Below are 12992 nucleotides of genomic sequence, written 5' to 3'. Positions count from 1 at the left end.
GCGGGACAAGCCCGCCCCCACCAGCAATACACTGCGCGGGAGCCGGCTTGCCCCACGCTAGCGTCTTCGCTGGCAGGGAGGTCTTCAGCCGCGCTCGGCCGGCGCCGAACTCAGCTCGAACGGGCTGCTGTTACGTCGCTGGTTACGGTCTTCGCGCGGCGTGGCGCCGAAGAAATTGCGGTACGCGCTGGAGAAATGCGGCCCGGAGGAGAACCCGCAGGACAGGCCGATCTGGATGATCGACTTGCTGGTCTGCATCAGCATCTGCCGCGCCTTGTTCAGGCGCAGCTCCAGGTAGTACTGGCTGGGCACGCGATTGAGATACTGCTTGAAGATCCGCTCCAGCTGGCGGCGGGACACGCACACATGCTGGGCGATCTCGTCGGTGGTCAGCGGCTCTTCGATGTTGGCCTCCATCAGCAGCACCGCCTGGGTGAGCTTGGGGTGGCTGGAGCCCAGGCGGTTCTGCAGCGGGATGCGCTGGCGCTCGCCACCTTCGCGAATGCGCTCGACCACCAGCTCTTCCGACACCGCGCCGGCCAGCTCCGCCCCATGGTCCCGGGCCAGCACCGCCAGCAGCAGGTCAGTCACCGCCATGCCGCCGCAGGCAGTCAGGCGATCGCGATCCCAGTCGAACAGATGGCTGGTGGCGATCACCTTGGGGAAGCGCTCGGCAAAATCATCCTGCCAGCGCCAATGCACCGCGGCGCGGTAGCCGTCGAGCAGGCCCAGCGCCGCCAGCGGATAAACCCCGGCCGACAAGCCACCGATCATGCAACCGCTGCGCGCCAACTGCTTGAGCGCGACGGACAATGCCGAACCGATCGCCGCCGGCGGCTCATCAGCCAGCAGGAACAGTTTGTGATAGCCCTCCAGGCGTCCGGCCCACGCTTCGCCCGGCAGGCGCCAGGCGCCCTCCTGCCCGGCCTCGGCCTGCAGGAAGGACATTGTGTAGACCACGTCCGGATGCACCCGCTGGGCCACCTGCAACACCTCTTCGGCCAACGCCAGGGTCAGCGGCTTGGTGCTGGGCCAGATGAGAAATCCGATTCGCTGGGTGGTCATAGGGCGTGGTCCGAAACCTGAAAAGGAGGGTCGCGCTTGTGGCGCCGGGGCATGCTGCGTGCGTTGCGCAGCATGCCCCATCATGGTGCAAAAGTGCAGCCTTTACTTCAGGCTGCCAGAAAGGAACTGCTTGAGGCGCTCCGACTGTGGATTGACCAGCACTTCACGCGGGCAGCCCCGCTCTTCCACCAGGCCCTTGTGCAGGAACACCAGCTGGTTGGAAACCTCGCGGGCAAAGCCCATCTCGTGGGTGACCACTACCATGGTGCGGCCTTCCTGGGCCAGAGATTGCATGACCTTGAGCACATCGCCCACCAGCTCCGGATCCAGCGCCGAAGTCGGCTCGTCGAACAGCATCACCTCCGGTTCCATGGCCAGGGCGCGGGCAATGGCCACACGCTGCTGCTCGCCACCGGACATGTGCCCGGGGAACGCGTCCTTGCGGTGGGATACGCCAACCTTGGCCAGGTAGTGCTCGGCCTTCTCCAGCGCTTCCTTCTTGTTCACGCCCAGCACGTGCACCGGCGCCTCGATGACGTTTTCCAGCGCGGTCATGTGCGACCACAGGTTGAAGTGCTGGAACACCATCGACAGGCGCGAACGCATGCGCTGCAGCTGTTTCGGGTCGGCAGCCTTGAGCGCGCCGTCCTTGCCGGCGACCAGCTTGAGCTCTTCGTTGTTGAGCAGGATCTTGCCCGCGTGCGGCTGCTCGAGCAGGTTGATGCAGCGCAGGAAGGTCGATTTGCCCGAACCGCTGGAGCCGATGATGCTGATCACGTCGCCTGCCTTGGCTTCGAGGGAGACGCCTTTGAGCACCTCATGGCTGCCGTAGCGCTTGTGCAGGTCTTGGATTTGGAGTTTGTACATACTGTCGGATCTCACAGAGCGGTCAGTGCTTGCGCGGCGCCAGGTAACCGAGCCAGCGGCGTTCGGCCATCTTGAACAGGCGCACGAGGATGAAGGTCAGGCACAGGTAGAACACGCCCGCCGTGATGTAGGCCTCGAAAGGCAGGTAGTACTGGGCGTTGACCGTGCGCGCGGCACCGGTGATGTCGATCAGGGTGACGATCGACGCCAGGCTGGTGGTCTGCAGCATCATGATCACTTCGTTGCTGTACTGCGGCAGCGCCCGGCGCAGCGCTGAAGGCAGCAGGATGCGGCGGTACATCTTCATGCGCGACATGCCGATGGCCTTGGCCGCCTCGATCTCGCCATGGGGCGTGGCCTTGAGGCTGCCGGCGATAATCTCGGCGGTGTAGGCGCTGGTGTTGACGGCAAAAGCCAGGCAGGCGCAGAAGGTCGCGCTGGACAGCCACGGCCAGAAGATGCTCTCGCGCACCGCCTCGAACTGGGCCAGGCCGTAGTAGATCAGGAACAGCTGCACCAGCATCGGCGTGCCGCGAATGACGTAGGTGTACAGCCAGGCGCTGATGTTCACCAGCGGCTGTTTCGAGACGCGCATCAGGCCCAGCGGGATGGCCGCCAGCAGGCCGAACAGCAGCGACAGCGCCAGCAGCTTGAGGGTGGTCAGCAGACCGCCCAGGTACAGCGGCATGGCTTCCCAGATGACGTTGTAGTCGAAGATCATAGTTCAGCCGCCTTGACGCCCACCGAGTAGCGCTTCTCGAGATACTTCAGCGCCAGCAGCGAGACACTGGTCAGCACCAGGTACAAAGCCGCCACCGCGAGGAAGAAGGTGAAGGGTTCGCGGGTGGCGTCCGCCGCCTGCTTGGCCTTGAACATCATGTCCTGCAGGCCGACCACCGAAATCAGCGCAGTCGCCTTGGTCAACACCAGCCAGTTGTTGGTGAAGCCCGGGATCGCCAGGCGGATCATTTGCGGCACCATGATGCGGAAGAACACCTGGACACCGCTCATGCCGTAGGCCGCGCCCGCCTCTGCCTGGCCCTTGGGGATGCCGAGGAAGGCACCGCGGAAGGTTTCCGACAGGTACGCGCCAAAGATGAAGCCCAGCGTGCCGATGCCAGCGACCAGGGGATTGAGGTCAATATAGTCGTCATAGCCGAGCAGCGGCGCCACCCGGTTGAGGATGTCCTGGCCGCCATAGAAAATCAGCAGGATCAGGACCAGGTCAGGGATGCCACGGATCACCGTGGAGTACAGGTCCCCCAGCCAGGCCAACCAGCGCACCGGCGACAAACGCAGCGCCACGCCGATCAGGCCGAGGACGATGGCCAGGGCCATCGACGACAGGGCGAGCTGCAGCGTCAGCCACGCCCCGTCGAGGATGACTGCCCCATAGCCTTTCAACATGATTCGAATTCCTCAGGGCTTGGGAATGAAAAATGGTGCAAACCTCAGAGATTCTGCTGTTTGCACCATTGCACAGGTGAAACTCGATGGTTACTTCGAGTCTGGACCGTAGATGTCGAAGTTGAAGTACTTCTTCTCGATCTCTTTGTATTTGCCGTTGGCGCGGATCGCGTCGATGGCGGCGTTGATGCGCTCGGCGTTGGCGGTGTCGCCCTTGCGCACGGCGATACCGACGCCATCACCGAAGTACTTGGTGTCGGTGAAGGCCGGACCGACGAAGGCAAAGCCCTTGCCAGCATCGGTCTTCAGGAAGCCGTCCTCGAGCAGGGTGGCATCGGCCACGGTGCCGTCCAGGCGGCCGGCGGCGACATCCAGGTAGATTTCGTTCTGGGTACCGTAGGGCACCACGGTGGCGCCTTGCGGGGCCAGGACTTCCTTGGCGAAACGGTCGTGGATCGAACCGCGCTGCACGCCGATCTTCTTGCCCTTGAGCTCAGCCAGGCTGTCGCTGACGGTGGTGCCTTCCTTCATCACCAGGCGCGCCGGGGTCAGGTAGTAGCGCTTGGTGAAGTCGACCGACTTCTTGCGGTCGTCGGTGATCGACATGGACGACAGGATGGCGTCGATCTTGCGCACTTTCAGTGCAGGGATCAGACCGTCGAACTCCTGCTCGACCCAGGTGCACTTGGCTTTCATCTGTTCGCACAGGGCGTTGCCGATGTCGTAGTCGAAGCCGGCGAGGCTGCCATCGGGCTGCTTGAAGGCGAAGGGTGGGTAGGCGGCCTCGATACCGATCTTCAACGGCTTCTCATCGGCCTGCGAAACCAGGGAAAACACGGAAAGCGCCAAGGCGCCAAGCAGTGCGAGCTTCTTCATCAGGTAACTCCATCGGTACGGGGCAATACAAGGCAGTTGTAACAGCTGCCCGATATGCGAATGGGTACAGCGCGAGCCGCGCAGGTTTCGACCAAGGTCGCAGACCACGAGCGAGTGAGTGGCATTCTAGCGACAGCCCGGTGGTCGATATTTCTTCAAAGCGACAACTAATTACAGAAGCGCCAGGAACCGCGGCGGGCGATATTGACAGCTCCCGCGAGATATGCAAGAGCAAAAGAGAAATAACCTGGCGGCGGCAAAAACTGAGTGCAACACCTGACCTTTCCGGTACGGTGCTGCCACTATGTCTTATACCGAACTCAGCGTTGAAGAGCGCGCCACCATTCAAATCGGTCGTACTCAAGGCTTCAGCCTGCGTAGGATTGCCTGCTTGATCAACCGATCCCCTTCGACCATCAGCCGGGAGCTGCGCCGCAATCGAGATGTCTGTGGCGGCTACTCGGCCCACGCGGCCCAGCAGCAGATGCAGGCTCGCCGCCAGGTGTGTCGACCGAAGCGAAAGCTGTTGCCGGGTGGTGAGCGCTTCGAGTTGGTGGCGCATATGCTCCGTGAGCGTTTGTCTCCCGAGCAGATTGCCGGCAAGCTGCGCAGCATGAACATTCCCAGCCTCAGAGATGCCTACGTCTGTCGCGAGACGATCTATAACGCGATCTATGCCCTGCCGGTCGGTGAACTGCGCAAGGAGCTGATCATCTGCCTGCGGCAAAGCAAGACGACACGCCGACCGCGCTCTGGTGGTGTGGATCGGCGCGGCCAGATCCCCGAGATGGTCAGTATTCATGTGCGCCCGCCGGAGATTGAAGACAGGCAGATGCCGGGGCATTGGGAAGGCGACCTCATCAAGGGTAAGGCCAACGCCTCGTCCGTCGGTACGCTGGTGGAACGCACCAGTGGCTACCTGATGCTGGTAAAGATGAACGACGCGACGGCGACTTCGGCGCTGGAAGGCTTCAGCGCCGCGCTCAATGGCATGCCGCTGGAGATGCGAAAGAGCATGACTTACGACCAGGGCCGGGAGATGGCGCGACACGCCGAGATCACCCAAAGAACCGGCGTGGCGATCTACTTCTGCGACCCGCACAGCCCTTGGCAGCGCGGTAGCAACGAAAACATCAATGGCCTGATCCGCCAGTACCTGCCCAAAGGCACAGACCTGTCGGTACACAGCCAGGAAGAACTGAATGCCATCGCACTGCAACTGAACATGCGTCCGCGTAAGCGCTTCGACTTCAAATGCCCAATCGAAGTTATGGGCGAGGTGATGCAGAAGGCCATGGCTATGCGGCATGATGCTCCAGTTTCAATTCAATGACCGTGTTGCACTCAGCTCCTGCAACCGCCCCTATACCCAAAGCAATAAGCGGGCCCATTATTGGCAAAGCCTTGTATTCCGGCAAGCGCAGCGTGCGAGCCTGCACGAAACGCTCGCAGAATGCACCCATTTGGCATACAGATGTTTCCACAAGCCCCGCATTTGGGCGCAATCGGTGACAGCGACGGTTACCGATGACTCTCGGAGTAACAGTTTGTATCAGTAAAGCAAAAAACCCGCCGGATATGGGCGGGGGTTTTTGTGACAGCCTCATCGCGAGGCAAGCCCGCTCCCACGACCGTCAGGAGCCGACTTGCCGCGATGGTTCGACTCAGGCCGAAGCCAGGCTCATCGCCTTGTGGGTATCGATCAGGTGCTGCACCACCCCTGGATCGGCCAGGGTGGAGATATCGCCCAGCGCATCGTACTCGCCAGTGGCAATCTTGCGCAGGATGCGGCGCATGATCTTGCCCGAGCGGGTCTTCGGCAGCCCCGGCGCCCACTGGATGACGTCCGGCGAAGCGATCGGGCCGATCTCCTTGCGCACCCAATTCTTCAACTCGAGGCGCAATTGCTCGTTCGATTCCTCGCCGGCGTTCAGGGTGACGTAGACATAGATGCCCTGCCCCTTGATGTCGTGCGGCACGCCCACCACCGCCGCCTCGGCGACCTTCGGATGCGCCACCATCGCGCTCTCGATCTCGGCGGTGCCCATGCGGTGGCCAGAAACGTTGAGCACGTCATCCACGCGGCCGGTGATCCAGTAGTAGCCATCTTCGTCGCGACGGGCGCCGTCACCGGTGAAGTACATGCCACGGAAGGTCTTGAAATAGGTGTCGACGAAGCGGTCGTGGTCGCCGTACAGCGAACGCGACTGGCCCGGCCAGGAATCGAGGATCACCAGGTTGCCCTCGGCGGCGCCGTCGATCAGGTTGCCCAGGTTGTCCACCAGTGCCGGCACCACGCCGAAGAACGGACGGGTCGCCGAACCCGGCTTGAGCCCCGTGGCGCCCGGCAAGGGGCTGATGAGGATGCCGCCGGTCTCGGTTTGCCACCAGGTATCGACGATCGGGCAACGTTCCTTGCCGACTGTCTTGTAGTACCAGTTCCAGGCTTCAGGGTTGATCGGCTCGCCCACCGAACCCAGCAGGCGCAGGCTGGAGCCATCGGCGCCGGCGACCGCCGCCTCGCCCTCGGCCATCATGGCGCGGATGGCGGTCGGCGCGGTGTAGAGGATGTTGACCTTGTGCTTGTCGACGATCTTCGACACGCGGGTGATGTCCGGGTAGTTCGGCACACCTTCGAACAGCAGCGTGGTCGCACCATTGGCCAGCGGGCCATAGACGATGTAGCTGTGGCCGGTGACCCAACCCACGTCAGCGGTGCACCAGTACACTTCGCCCGGGCGATAGTCGAACACGCGCTCGTGGGTCAGCGCGGCATACACCAGGTAGCCACCGGTGGTGTGCAGCACGCCCTTGGGCTTGCCGGTGGAGCCGGAGGTATAGAGGATGAACAACGCCTCCTCGGCACCCATTTCTTTCGGCGCACAGTGGCTGGAGGCGACCTTCATCAGGTCTTCGTACCAGATATCGCGGTGCTGGTGCCAGGCGATGTCGCCACCAGTGCGCTTGCACACGATGATCTTTTGCACGCTGCTGGTTTCAGGGTTGGTCAAGGCCAGGTCGACATTGGCCTTGAGCGGGGTACGGCGGCCACCACGCAGGCCTTCGTCGGCGGTGATCACCACCTTGGACTTGCAGTCGATGATGCGGCCGGCCAGCGCCTCGGGCGAGAAGCCGCCGAACACCACCGAGTGGATCGCCCCGATGCGCGCGCAGGCCAGCATGGCGACCACGGCCTCGGGGATCATCGGCATATAGATGGTGACCACGTCACCCCGGTGCACGTCCTGGCCACGCAGGGCGTTGGCGAACTTGCAGACCTGCTCGTGGAGCTCACGGTAGGTGATGTTGCGATGCTCGGAAGGGTCGTCGCCTTCCCAGATGATCGCCAGCTGGTCGCCGCGCTCTTCGAGGTGGCGGTCCAGGCAGTTGTAGGAGACGTTCAGAGTGCCGTCGGCAAACCATTTGATATCGACATGGTGGTCGTCGAACGAGGTCTGCTTGACCTTGGTGAAGGGCTTGATCCAGTCCAGACGCTGGGCCTGCTCGCGCCAGAAGCCGTCCGGGTTGATCACCGATTGCTGGTACATGGCCTTGTAGGTGGCCTCGTCGGTCAGGGTACTGGCCGCAACCTCGGGACGAACGGGATACAGTGGAGCCGCACTCATCTGTGTTACCTCGGTGTAATAGTTGTTTTTGTATGGAAGCGTTTGTAACTGTACCAGAGCGACAAAGACCATTCGACGTTGGTAGTAACGCGACGAACCGTCAGCCCACGAATTTACAGCAACCGCTCTAGCGCATGGCATCCAGCCATCGCCGGCGGCAAAAGGCAGCGCTTTGCCAGTGATTGTTACAGATTCTGTCAAAAGACTTTATCAAAACCCGCTCTGTTTCAGCCCGGACCACCCTCCTAGAATTCACCTCGCCAGCAACGGCAACGCGATTAACTTGGAAACAGCCCCCACGAAGGCAACGTTAATCCGCACCTTATCCTGATAGTTGAAACTTAGTTGCACTCGCGGCGCCACAAGCGCCGCGCGCCCCCTCACGACCTTAGACAGGTAAATTGAAAATGAAAGCTTTACTGGTATTGGTACTTGGCGGTTTTTGCGGCGCGGCACTGGCCGGCGAAGCAAAAGATGTCGAGCAGATTCCGGTTGAACAGTACAGTTATTCGCAGCACCTGGATATCGCCCGCGTCATCTCCATGAGCGAAGTGCCGAACGTCTGCGAAGTGGTGCCTGCGCGCATGACCTATGAGGACTCCCAGGGCCAGAAGCACATTCTCGAATACCGCGTGATGGGCAACGGTTGCTCCAACGGCTGAGACCATAGGCTTATCGCGAGGCAAGCCCCTCCCACCACTGCATTCGTGTGTGGGCTTGCCCCGCGATCAATTCAAGCCTCGATAAACTTCCAGATTATTCCGCCGACTTGTTCAGCGAATAATCTCGCAACTTGTTGGCAATGGTCGTATGGGAAACGCCTAATCTTTTCCCCAGCGCCCGACTACTTGGAAATTCACTCATCAAACTTTCCAATACCGCCCTTTCAAACCGCCCGACAATTTGCGAAAGATCGCCATCCAGGGAAAACTCGCCCAACGGTTGACGCGCGCCATAATCCGGCAAGCGGATATGTTCGCTCTTCACCACCCCGCCTTCGCACAGTGACACTGCCTGGAACAACACGTTTTCCAACTGGCGCACATTGCCCGGCCAATGATACTGGCCGAGTTTTTCCATCGCCGGCGGCGCCAGGCGCGGCAGCGGGCAGCCGATCTGCCGACTGGCCTGGTCGAGGAAATGCTGCACCAGCCCTTCCAGGCCATCCATGCATTCGCGCAGCGGCGGGATGTGCAGCGACAGCACGTTGAGGCGGTGGTAGAGGTCCTGGCGGAACTCGCCACGGGCGCACAGTTCGGACAGGTCGACCTGGGTCGCGCAGATCACCCGCACATCCAGGTACACCTCTTCGTCGCTGCCGACCCGACGGAAACAGCCATCTTGCAGGAAGCGCAGCAACTTGACCTGCAAGCGCGGGCTCATCTCCCCCACCCCGTCGAGGAACAGCGTGCCGCCGGCCGTCAGCTCCAGCAGCCCCAGCTTGCCCTCGGCCCGCGCGCCCTCGAACGCCCCCGGCCCATAGCCGAACAGCTCGGTCTCGGCCATCGACTCGGGCAGGCCGGCGCAGTTGAGCGCCATCAACGGCGCCTGGCCACGCGGGCTGGCCAGGTGACAGGCCCGCGCCAGCAGCTCCTTGCCGGTGCCGGTCTCGCCCTCGATCAGCAGCGGTGCGTCCAACGGCGCCATGCGCCGCGCCTCGCGCACCACGGCGGCCATTACCCGTGAGCTCTGGAAGATGCTGTCGAACCCACGCAACTCCTGCTTGCGCACGTTGTAGATGCGCTCACCGATACGGTCCGCGCGGTGCAAGGTGATTACCGCGCCGGCCAGGGCTTCACTGTCGTCATGCTCGGACTGCAGCGGTGCGATATCGGCCAGGAACACATCGCCCTTGACCTTGATCCGCAGGCCGTTGATCCGCGATTTGTTGGCCCGTATCAGCTCCGGCAGGTCGAAGTCCTCGACATATCGCGACAGCGGAATGCCCGGCACTTCGTCCACCCGTACGCCGAGCAGCTGCGCCGCGCCACGGTTGGCGGCGACGATGCTGCCGCCCATGTCGATCGACAGCACCGGGAAGTCCAACGCCCCCAGCAGCGCATTGAGCTCCATGTGCCGGCGCTCGCTGGGCATCAGGCCGACGCGCTTGACCCCGAACACCCCGGCGATCGACTCGAACTTGGGCCGCAGGGCCTGGAACTGCAGGTTGATCAGGTTCGGGCAGTGCAGGTAGATGGCATTGCCATGGTCTCCCCCCACTTCGCCGCGCAACACGTTGATCCCGTACTCCACCAGCAGGTTGAGGATGTCCCGCAAAATGCCGATGCGGTTCTGGCAATGCACTTTGATGCGCATGAAGGCTCTCTAAGGGGCCGAGTTTTTGCTCGCGCCACGGAAAAGTCGTAAAGATAAGCTGACAAAAATAGCCGTCTGCCCAGCTCGATGTCCGTGATTTTCCGGGATGACGCTAATTTTGTAAAATTATCGTTACGCACAGAAGATAAACGGCGGCGCAGGACGGGCGCGCACCCCGGTGCAAAACCTCGTTTGTAGGGATATTCCTAAGGTATGTCCTGTACATAACAAGAACGCCCTCACCAGGAGAGCCACATGAAACAGACGCAGTACGTGGCACGCGAGCCCGATGCGCATGGCTTTATCGACTACCCGCAGCAAGAGCATGCGGTGTGGAACACCCTGATCACCCGTCAGTTGAAAGTGATCGAAGGCCGGGCATGCCAGGAGTACCTCGACGGCATCGACCAGCTCAAGCTGCCCCATGACCGCATCCCGCAGCTGGGCGAAGTCAACAAGGTGCTTGGCGCCACCACCGGCTGGCAGGTCGCCCGCGTCCCTGCGCTGATCCCCTTCCAGACCTTCTTCGAACTGCTGGCCAGCAAGCGCTTCCCGGTCGCCACCTTCATCCGCACCCCGGAAGAGCTGGACTACCTGCAGGAGCCGGACATCTTCCACGAGATCTTCGGCCACTGCCCGCTGCTGACTAACCCGTTCTTCGCCGAATTCACCCACACCTATGGCAAGCTCGGCCTGGCGGCGACCAAGGAACAGCGTGTCTACCTGGCGCGCCTGTACTGGATGACCATCGAGTTCGGCCTGATGGAGACCGCGCAAGGCCGCAAGATCTACGGCGGCGGCATCCTCTCCTCGCCGAAAGAGACGGTCTACAGCCTGTCCAGCGAACCAGAGCACCAGGCCTTCGACCCGATCGAAGCCATGCGCACGCCCTACCGCATCGATATCCTGCAGCCCTTGTACTTCGTCCTGCCGAACATGAAGCGTCTGTTCGACCTGGCCCACGAAGACATCATGACCATGGTCCACCAGGCCATGCAGTTGGGCCTGCACGCACCGAAGTTTCCACCCAAGGTCGCTGCCTGAGCGCCCCTGTCGATAACAACTCAAACCGGAAAACACCCATGAATGCCTTGAACCAAGCCCACTGCGAAGCCTGCCGCGCCGATGCGCCGAAAGTCACCGACGAGGAGCTGGCGGAACTGATCCGACTGATCCCGGACTGGAACATCGAAACCCGCGACGGCCACATGGAGCTCGAGCGCGAGTTCCTGTTCAAGAACTTCAAGCACGCCCTGGCCTTCACCAACGCCATCGGCGAGATCGCCGAAGCCGAAGGCCACCACCCTGGCCTGCTGACCGAGTGGGGCAAGGTCACCGTGACCTGGTGGAGCCACTCGATCAAAGGCCTGCACCGCAACGACTTCATCATGTGCGCGCGCACCGACGAGGTCGCCAAAACTGCTGAAGGGCGCAAGTGATGCACTTCGCCGCCATCGCTCGGGTCCCTGGCGACCCGATCCTGGGGCTGATGGAAGCCTACGCCCGCGACGGCAACCCGGCCAAGTTCGACCTGGGTGTCGGCGTGTTCAAGGACGCTCAGGGGCTGACGCCGATTCCGGCGGCGGTAAAGCAGGCTGAGCAACGCCTGGTCGAGCGGCAAGCCACCAAGAGCTATGTTGGCGGTCATGGCGATGCAGCTTTTGGACGCCTGGTCAGCGAGCTGGTGCTGGGCAGCGATTCCACGCTGCTCAAAAGCCAGCGCGCCGGCGCCACCCAGACCCCTGGCGGCACAGGTGCCCTGCGCCTGGCGGCGGAGTTTATCGCCCACTGCCTGCCGGGCCGCGGTATCTGGCTGAGCGACCCGACCTGGCCGATCCACGAGACGATCTTCGCCGGTGCCGGGCTCAAGGTGTCGCACTACCCCTACGTGGGCGCGGACAACCGCCTGAACGTCGACGCCATGCTCGCCGCACTGGAGCAAGCACCGGAAGGCGACGTGGTATTGCTGCACGCCTGCTGCCACAACCCCACCGGCTTCGATCTGGGCCGGGACGACTGGCGCGCGGTGCTCGACATCGTCAAGCGGCGCAACTTGCTGCCATTGATCGACTTTGCCTACCAGGGCTTCGGTGACGGCCTGGAGGAGGACGCCTGGGCAGTGCGCCTGTTCGCCGCCGAACTGCCGGAACTGCTGATCACCAGCTCCTGCTCGAAGAACTTCGGCCTGTACCGTGAGCGCACCGGCGCCCTGCTGGTGTGCAGCCACGACGCCGATAAACTGCAGGATGTGCGCAGCCAGCTGGCGTTCATTGCGCGCAACCTGTGGTCGACGCCGCCAGACCATGGCGCGGCGGTGGTCGCCGAGATTCTCGGTGACCCGGCACTCAAGGCGTTGTGGATCGAGGAAGTGAACGCCATGCGCCAGCGCATCGCCGAGCTTCGCGTCGGCCTGGTGAAAGCGCTGGAGCCCCATGGCCTGGCCGGGCGCTTCGCGCATATCGCCGCGCAACGCGGGATGTTCTCCTACACCGGGCTGAATCCCGAACAGGTGCGTCTGCTGCGCGAGCGACACAGCGTATACATGGTCGGTACCGGCCGGGCGAACATCGCCGGAGCGGACGCCAAGCGCCTGGAACAGCTGGCAGCGGCCGTCGCCGACGTCTGTCGCTGAACCTGGCCGATGGCCCGCGAGCAGCCCGCGATAACACTGTCGCGGGCTGCTCGCTCTCGCGCCCTTCCTGCTTCCCGATGTTCGATAGCCGCCCGCGAAAATCGACCAGCGCCCATGAAAAATCGCAAACTGTCATCCAGACTGCTGTATCCTGCCCCAGCTTTTCGAAGCCTCATATGCGCCAAGCGCTGCCTTTTCACTCA

12 protein-coding genes are annotated in these 12992 nt (G+C 62.4%); 5 read left to right on the top strand and 7 right to left on the bottom strand.

Annotated elements, in window-relative coordinates:
* Window positions 1-84: 84 nt before the first annotated feature.
* From argR to C3F42_RS25135, 5 genes are all read right to left on the bottom strand, one after another.
* Window positions 85-1065 carry a transcriptional regulator ArgR gene (gene argR, locus C3F42_RS25155; protein WP_104445044.1) on the bottom strand — a complete coding sequence of 327 codons (981 nt, stop codon included), beginning with the start codon at window positions 1063-1065 and terminating at the stop codon, window positions 85-87.
* 102 nt (window positions 1066-1167) lie between these two features.
* Window positions 1168-1932, bottom strand: a complete 765-nt coding sequence (locus C3F42_RS25150) for an ABC transporter ATP-binding protein (RefSeq protein ID WP_023630946.1) — start codon at window positions 1930-1932, stop codon at window positions 1168-1170.
* A 22-nt stretch (window positions 1933-1954) separates the two neighbouring features.
* Entirely contained in the window at window positions 1955-2653 is a 699-nt protein-coding gene (locus tag C3F42_RS25145) for an ABC transporter permease (RefSeq protein WP_094011865.1), read from the bottom strand.
* The gene (locus C3F42_RS25140; RefSeq protein WP_023630944.1) at window positions 2650-3339 is read right to left on the bottom strand and encodes an ABC transporter permease; all 690 of its coding nucleotides are present in this window, start codon (window positions 3337-3339) and stop codon (window positions 2650-2652) included. The genes C3F42_RS25145 and C3F42_RS25140 overlap by 4 nt, the downstream gene beginning before the upstream one ends.
* A gap of 90 nt (window positions 3340-3429) precedes the next feature.
* The gene (locus C3F42_RS25135; RefSeq protein WP_023630943.1) at window positions 3430-4215 is read right to left on the bottom strand and encodes an ABC transporter substrate-binding protein; all 786 of its coding nucleotides are present in this window, start codon (window positions 4213-4215) and stop codon (window positions 3430-3432) included.
* A 304-nt stretch (window positions 4216-4519) separates the two neighbouring features.
* Here C3F42_RS25135 and C3F42_RS25125 point away from each other — a divergent pair, with 304 nt between their 5' ends.
* A complete protein-coding gene (locus C3F42_RS25125; protein WP_100774681.1) occupies window positions 4520-5548 on the top strand; it encodes an IS30 family transposase in 1029 nt (342 codons plus the stop codon).
* 331 nt (window positions 5549-5879) lie between these two features.
* Here C3F42_RS25125 and acs read toward each other — a convergent pair whose 3' ends face one another.
* Window positions 5880-7841, bottom strand: a complete 1962-nt coding sequence (acs, locus tag C3F42_RS25120) for an acetate--CoA ligase (RefSeq protein WP_038706576.1) — start codon at window positions 7839-7841, stop codon at window positions 5880-5882.
* 407 nt (window positions 7842-8248) lie between these two features.
* Here acs and C3F42_RS25115 point away from each other — a divergent pair, with 407 nt between their 5' ends.
* Entirely contained in the window at window positions 8249-8503 is a 255-nt protein-coding gene (locus tag C3F42_RS25115) for a DUF2790 domain-containing protein (protein WP_023630669.1), read from the top strand.
* A 94-nt stretch (window positions 8504-8597) separates the two neighbouring features.
* Here C3F42_RS25115 and C3F42_RS25110 read toward each other — a convergent pair whose 3' ends face one another.
* Window positions 8598-10157, bottom strand: coding sequence for a sigma-54-dependent transcriptional regulator (locus tag C3F42_RS25110; protein ID WP_094011864.1), 1560 nt, complete (start codon window positions 10155-10157; stop codon window positions 8598-8600).
* Window positions 10158-10412: 255 nt separating this feature from the next.
* Here C3F42_RS25110 and phhA point away from each other — a divergent pair, with 255 nt between their 5' ends.
* The 3 genes from phhA to C3F42_RS25095 are packed head-to-tail and all read left to right on the top strand — an operon-like array spanning window position 10413 to window position 12789.
* On the top strand, window positions 10413-11201 hold the full coding sequence (gene phhA / locus C3F42_RS25105; RefSeq protein ID WP_094011863.1) for a phenylalanine 4-monooxygenase: 789 nt from the start codon (window positions 10413-10415) through the stop codon (window positions 11199-11201).
* A 38-nt stretch (window positions 11202-11239) separates the two neighbouring features.
* Window positions 11240-11596 carry a 4a-hydroxytetrahydrobiopterin dehydratase gene (locus C3F42_RS25100; protein ID WP_104445042.1) on the top strand — a complete coding sequence of 119 codons (357 nt, stop codon included), beginning with the start codon at window positions 11240-11242 and terminating at the stop codon, window positions 11594-11596.
* Window positions 11593-12789, top strand: coding sequence for an amino acid aminotransferase (locus C3F42_RS25095; RefSeq protein WP_177182928.1), 1197 nt, complete (start codon window positions 11593-11595; stop codon window positions 12787-12789). The genes C3F42_RS25100 and C3F42_RS25095 overlap by 4 nt, the downstream gene beginning before the upstream one ends.
* Window positions 12790-12992: the final 203 nt, after the last annotated feature.

The sequence above is a fragment of the Pseudomonas sp. PONIH3 genome, assembly GCF_002934345.1.
GTDB classification, from domain to species: domain Bacteria; phylum Pseudomonadota; class Gammaproteobacteria; order Pseudomonadales; family Pseudomonadaceae; genus Aquipseudomonas; species Aquipseudomonas soli.
Note: the sequence above shows the minus strand (reverse complement) of the source record. Positions and strands in the feature narration are given on the sequence as shown.

Excerpts from the sequence above, each read along its gene's own strand:
- argR (WP_104445044.1), bottom strand. The coding sequence starts at position 1,065 with ATGACCACCCAGCGAATCGGATTTCTCATCTGGCCCAGCACCAAGCCG.
- C3F42_RS25150 (WP_023630946.1), bottom strand. The coding sequence starts at position 1,932 with ATGTACAAACTCCAAATCCAAGACCTGCACAAGCGCTACGGCAGCCAT.
- C3F42_RS25145 (WP_094011865.1), bottom strand. The coding sequence starts at position 2,653 with ATGATCTTCGACTACAACGTCATCTGGGAAGCCATGCCGCTGTACCTG.
- C3F42_RS25140 (WP_023630944.1), bottom strand. The coding sequence starts at position 3,339 with ATGTTGAAAGGCTATGGGGCAGTCATCCTCGACGGGGCGTGGCTGACG.
- C3F42_RS25135 (WP_023630943.1), bottom strand. The coding sequence starts at position 4,215 with ATGAAGAAGCTCGCACTGCTTGGCGCCTTGGCGCTTTCCGTGTTTTCC.
- C3F42_RS25125 (WP_100774681.1), top strand. The coding sequence starts at position 4,520 with ATGTCTTATACCGAACTCAGCGTTGAAGAGCGCGCCACCATTCAAATC.
- acs (WP_038706576.1), bottom strand. The coding sequence starts at position 7,841 with ATGAGTGCGGCTCCACTGTATCCCGTTCGTCCCGAGGTTGCGGCCAGT.
- C3F42_RS25115 (WP_023630669.1), top strand. The coding sequence starts at position 8,249 with ATGAAAGCTTTACTGGTATTGGTACTTGGCGGTTTTTGCGGCGCGGCA.
- C3F42_RS25110 (WP_094011864.1), bottom strand. The coding sequence starts at position 10,157 with ATGCGCATCAAAGTGCATTGCCAGAACCGCATCGGCATTTTGCGGGAC.
- phhA (WP_094011863.1), top strand. The coding sequence starts at position 10,413 with ATGAAACAGACGCAGTACGTGGCACGCGAGCCCGATGCGCATGGCTTT.
- C3F42_RS25100 (WP_104445042.1), top strand. The coding sequence starts at position 11,240 with ATGAATGCCTTGAACCAAGCCCACTGCGAAGCCTGCCGCGCCGATGCG.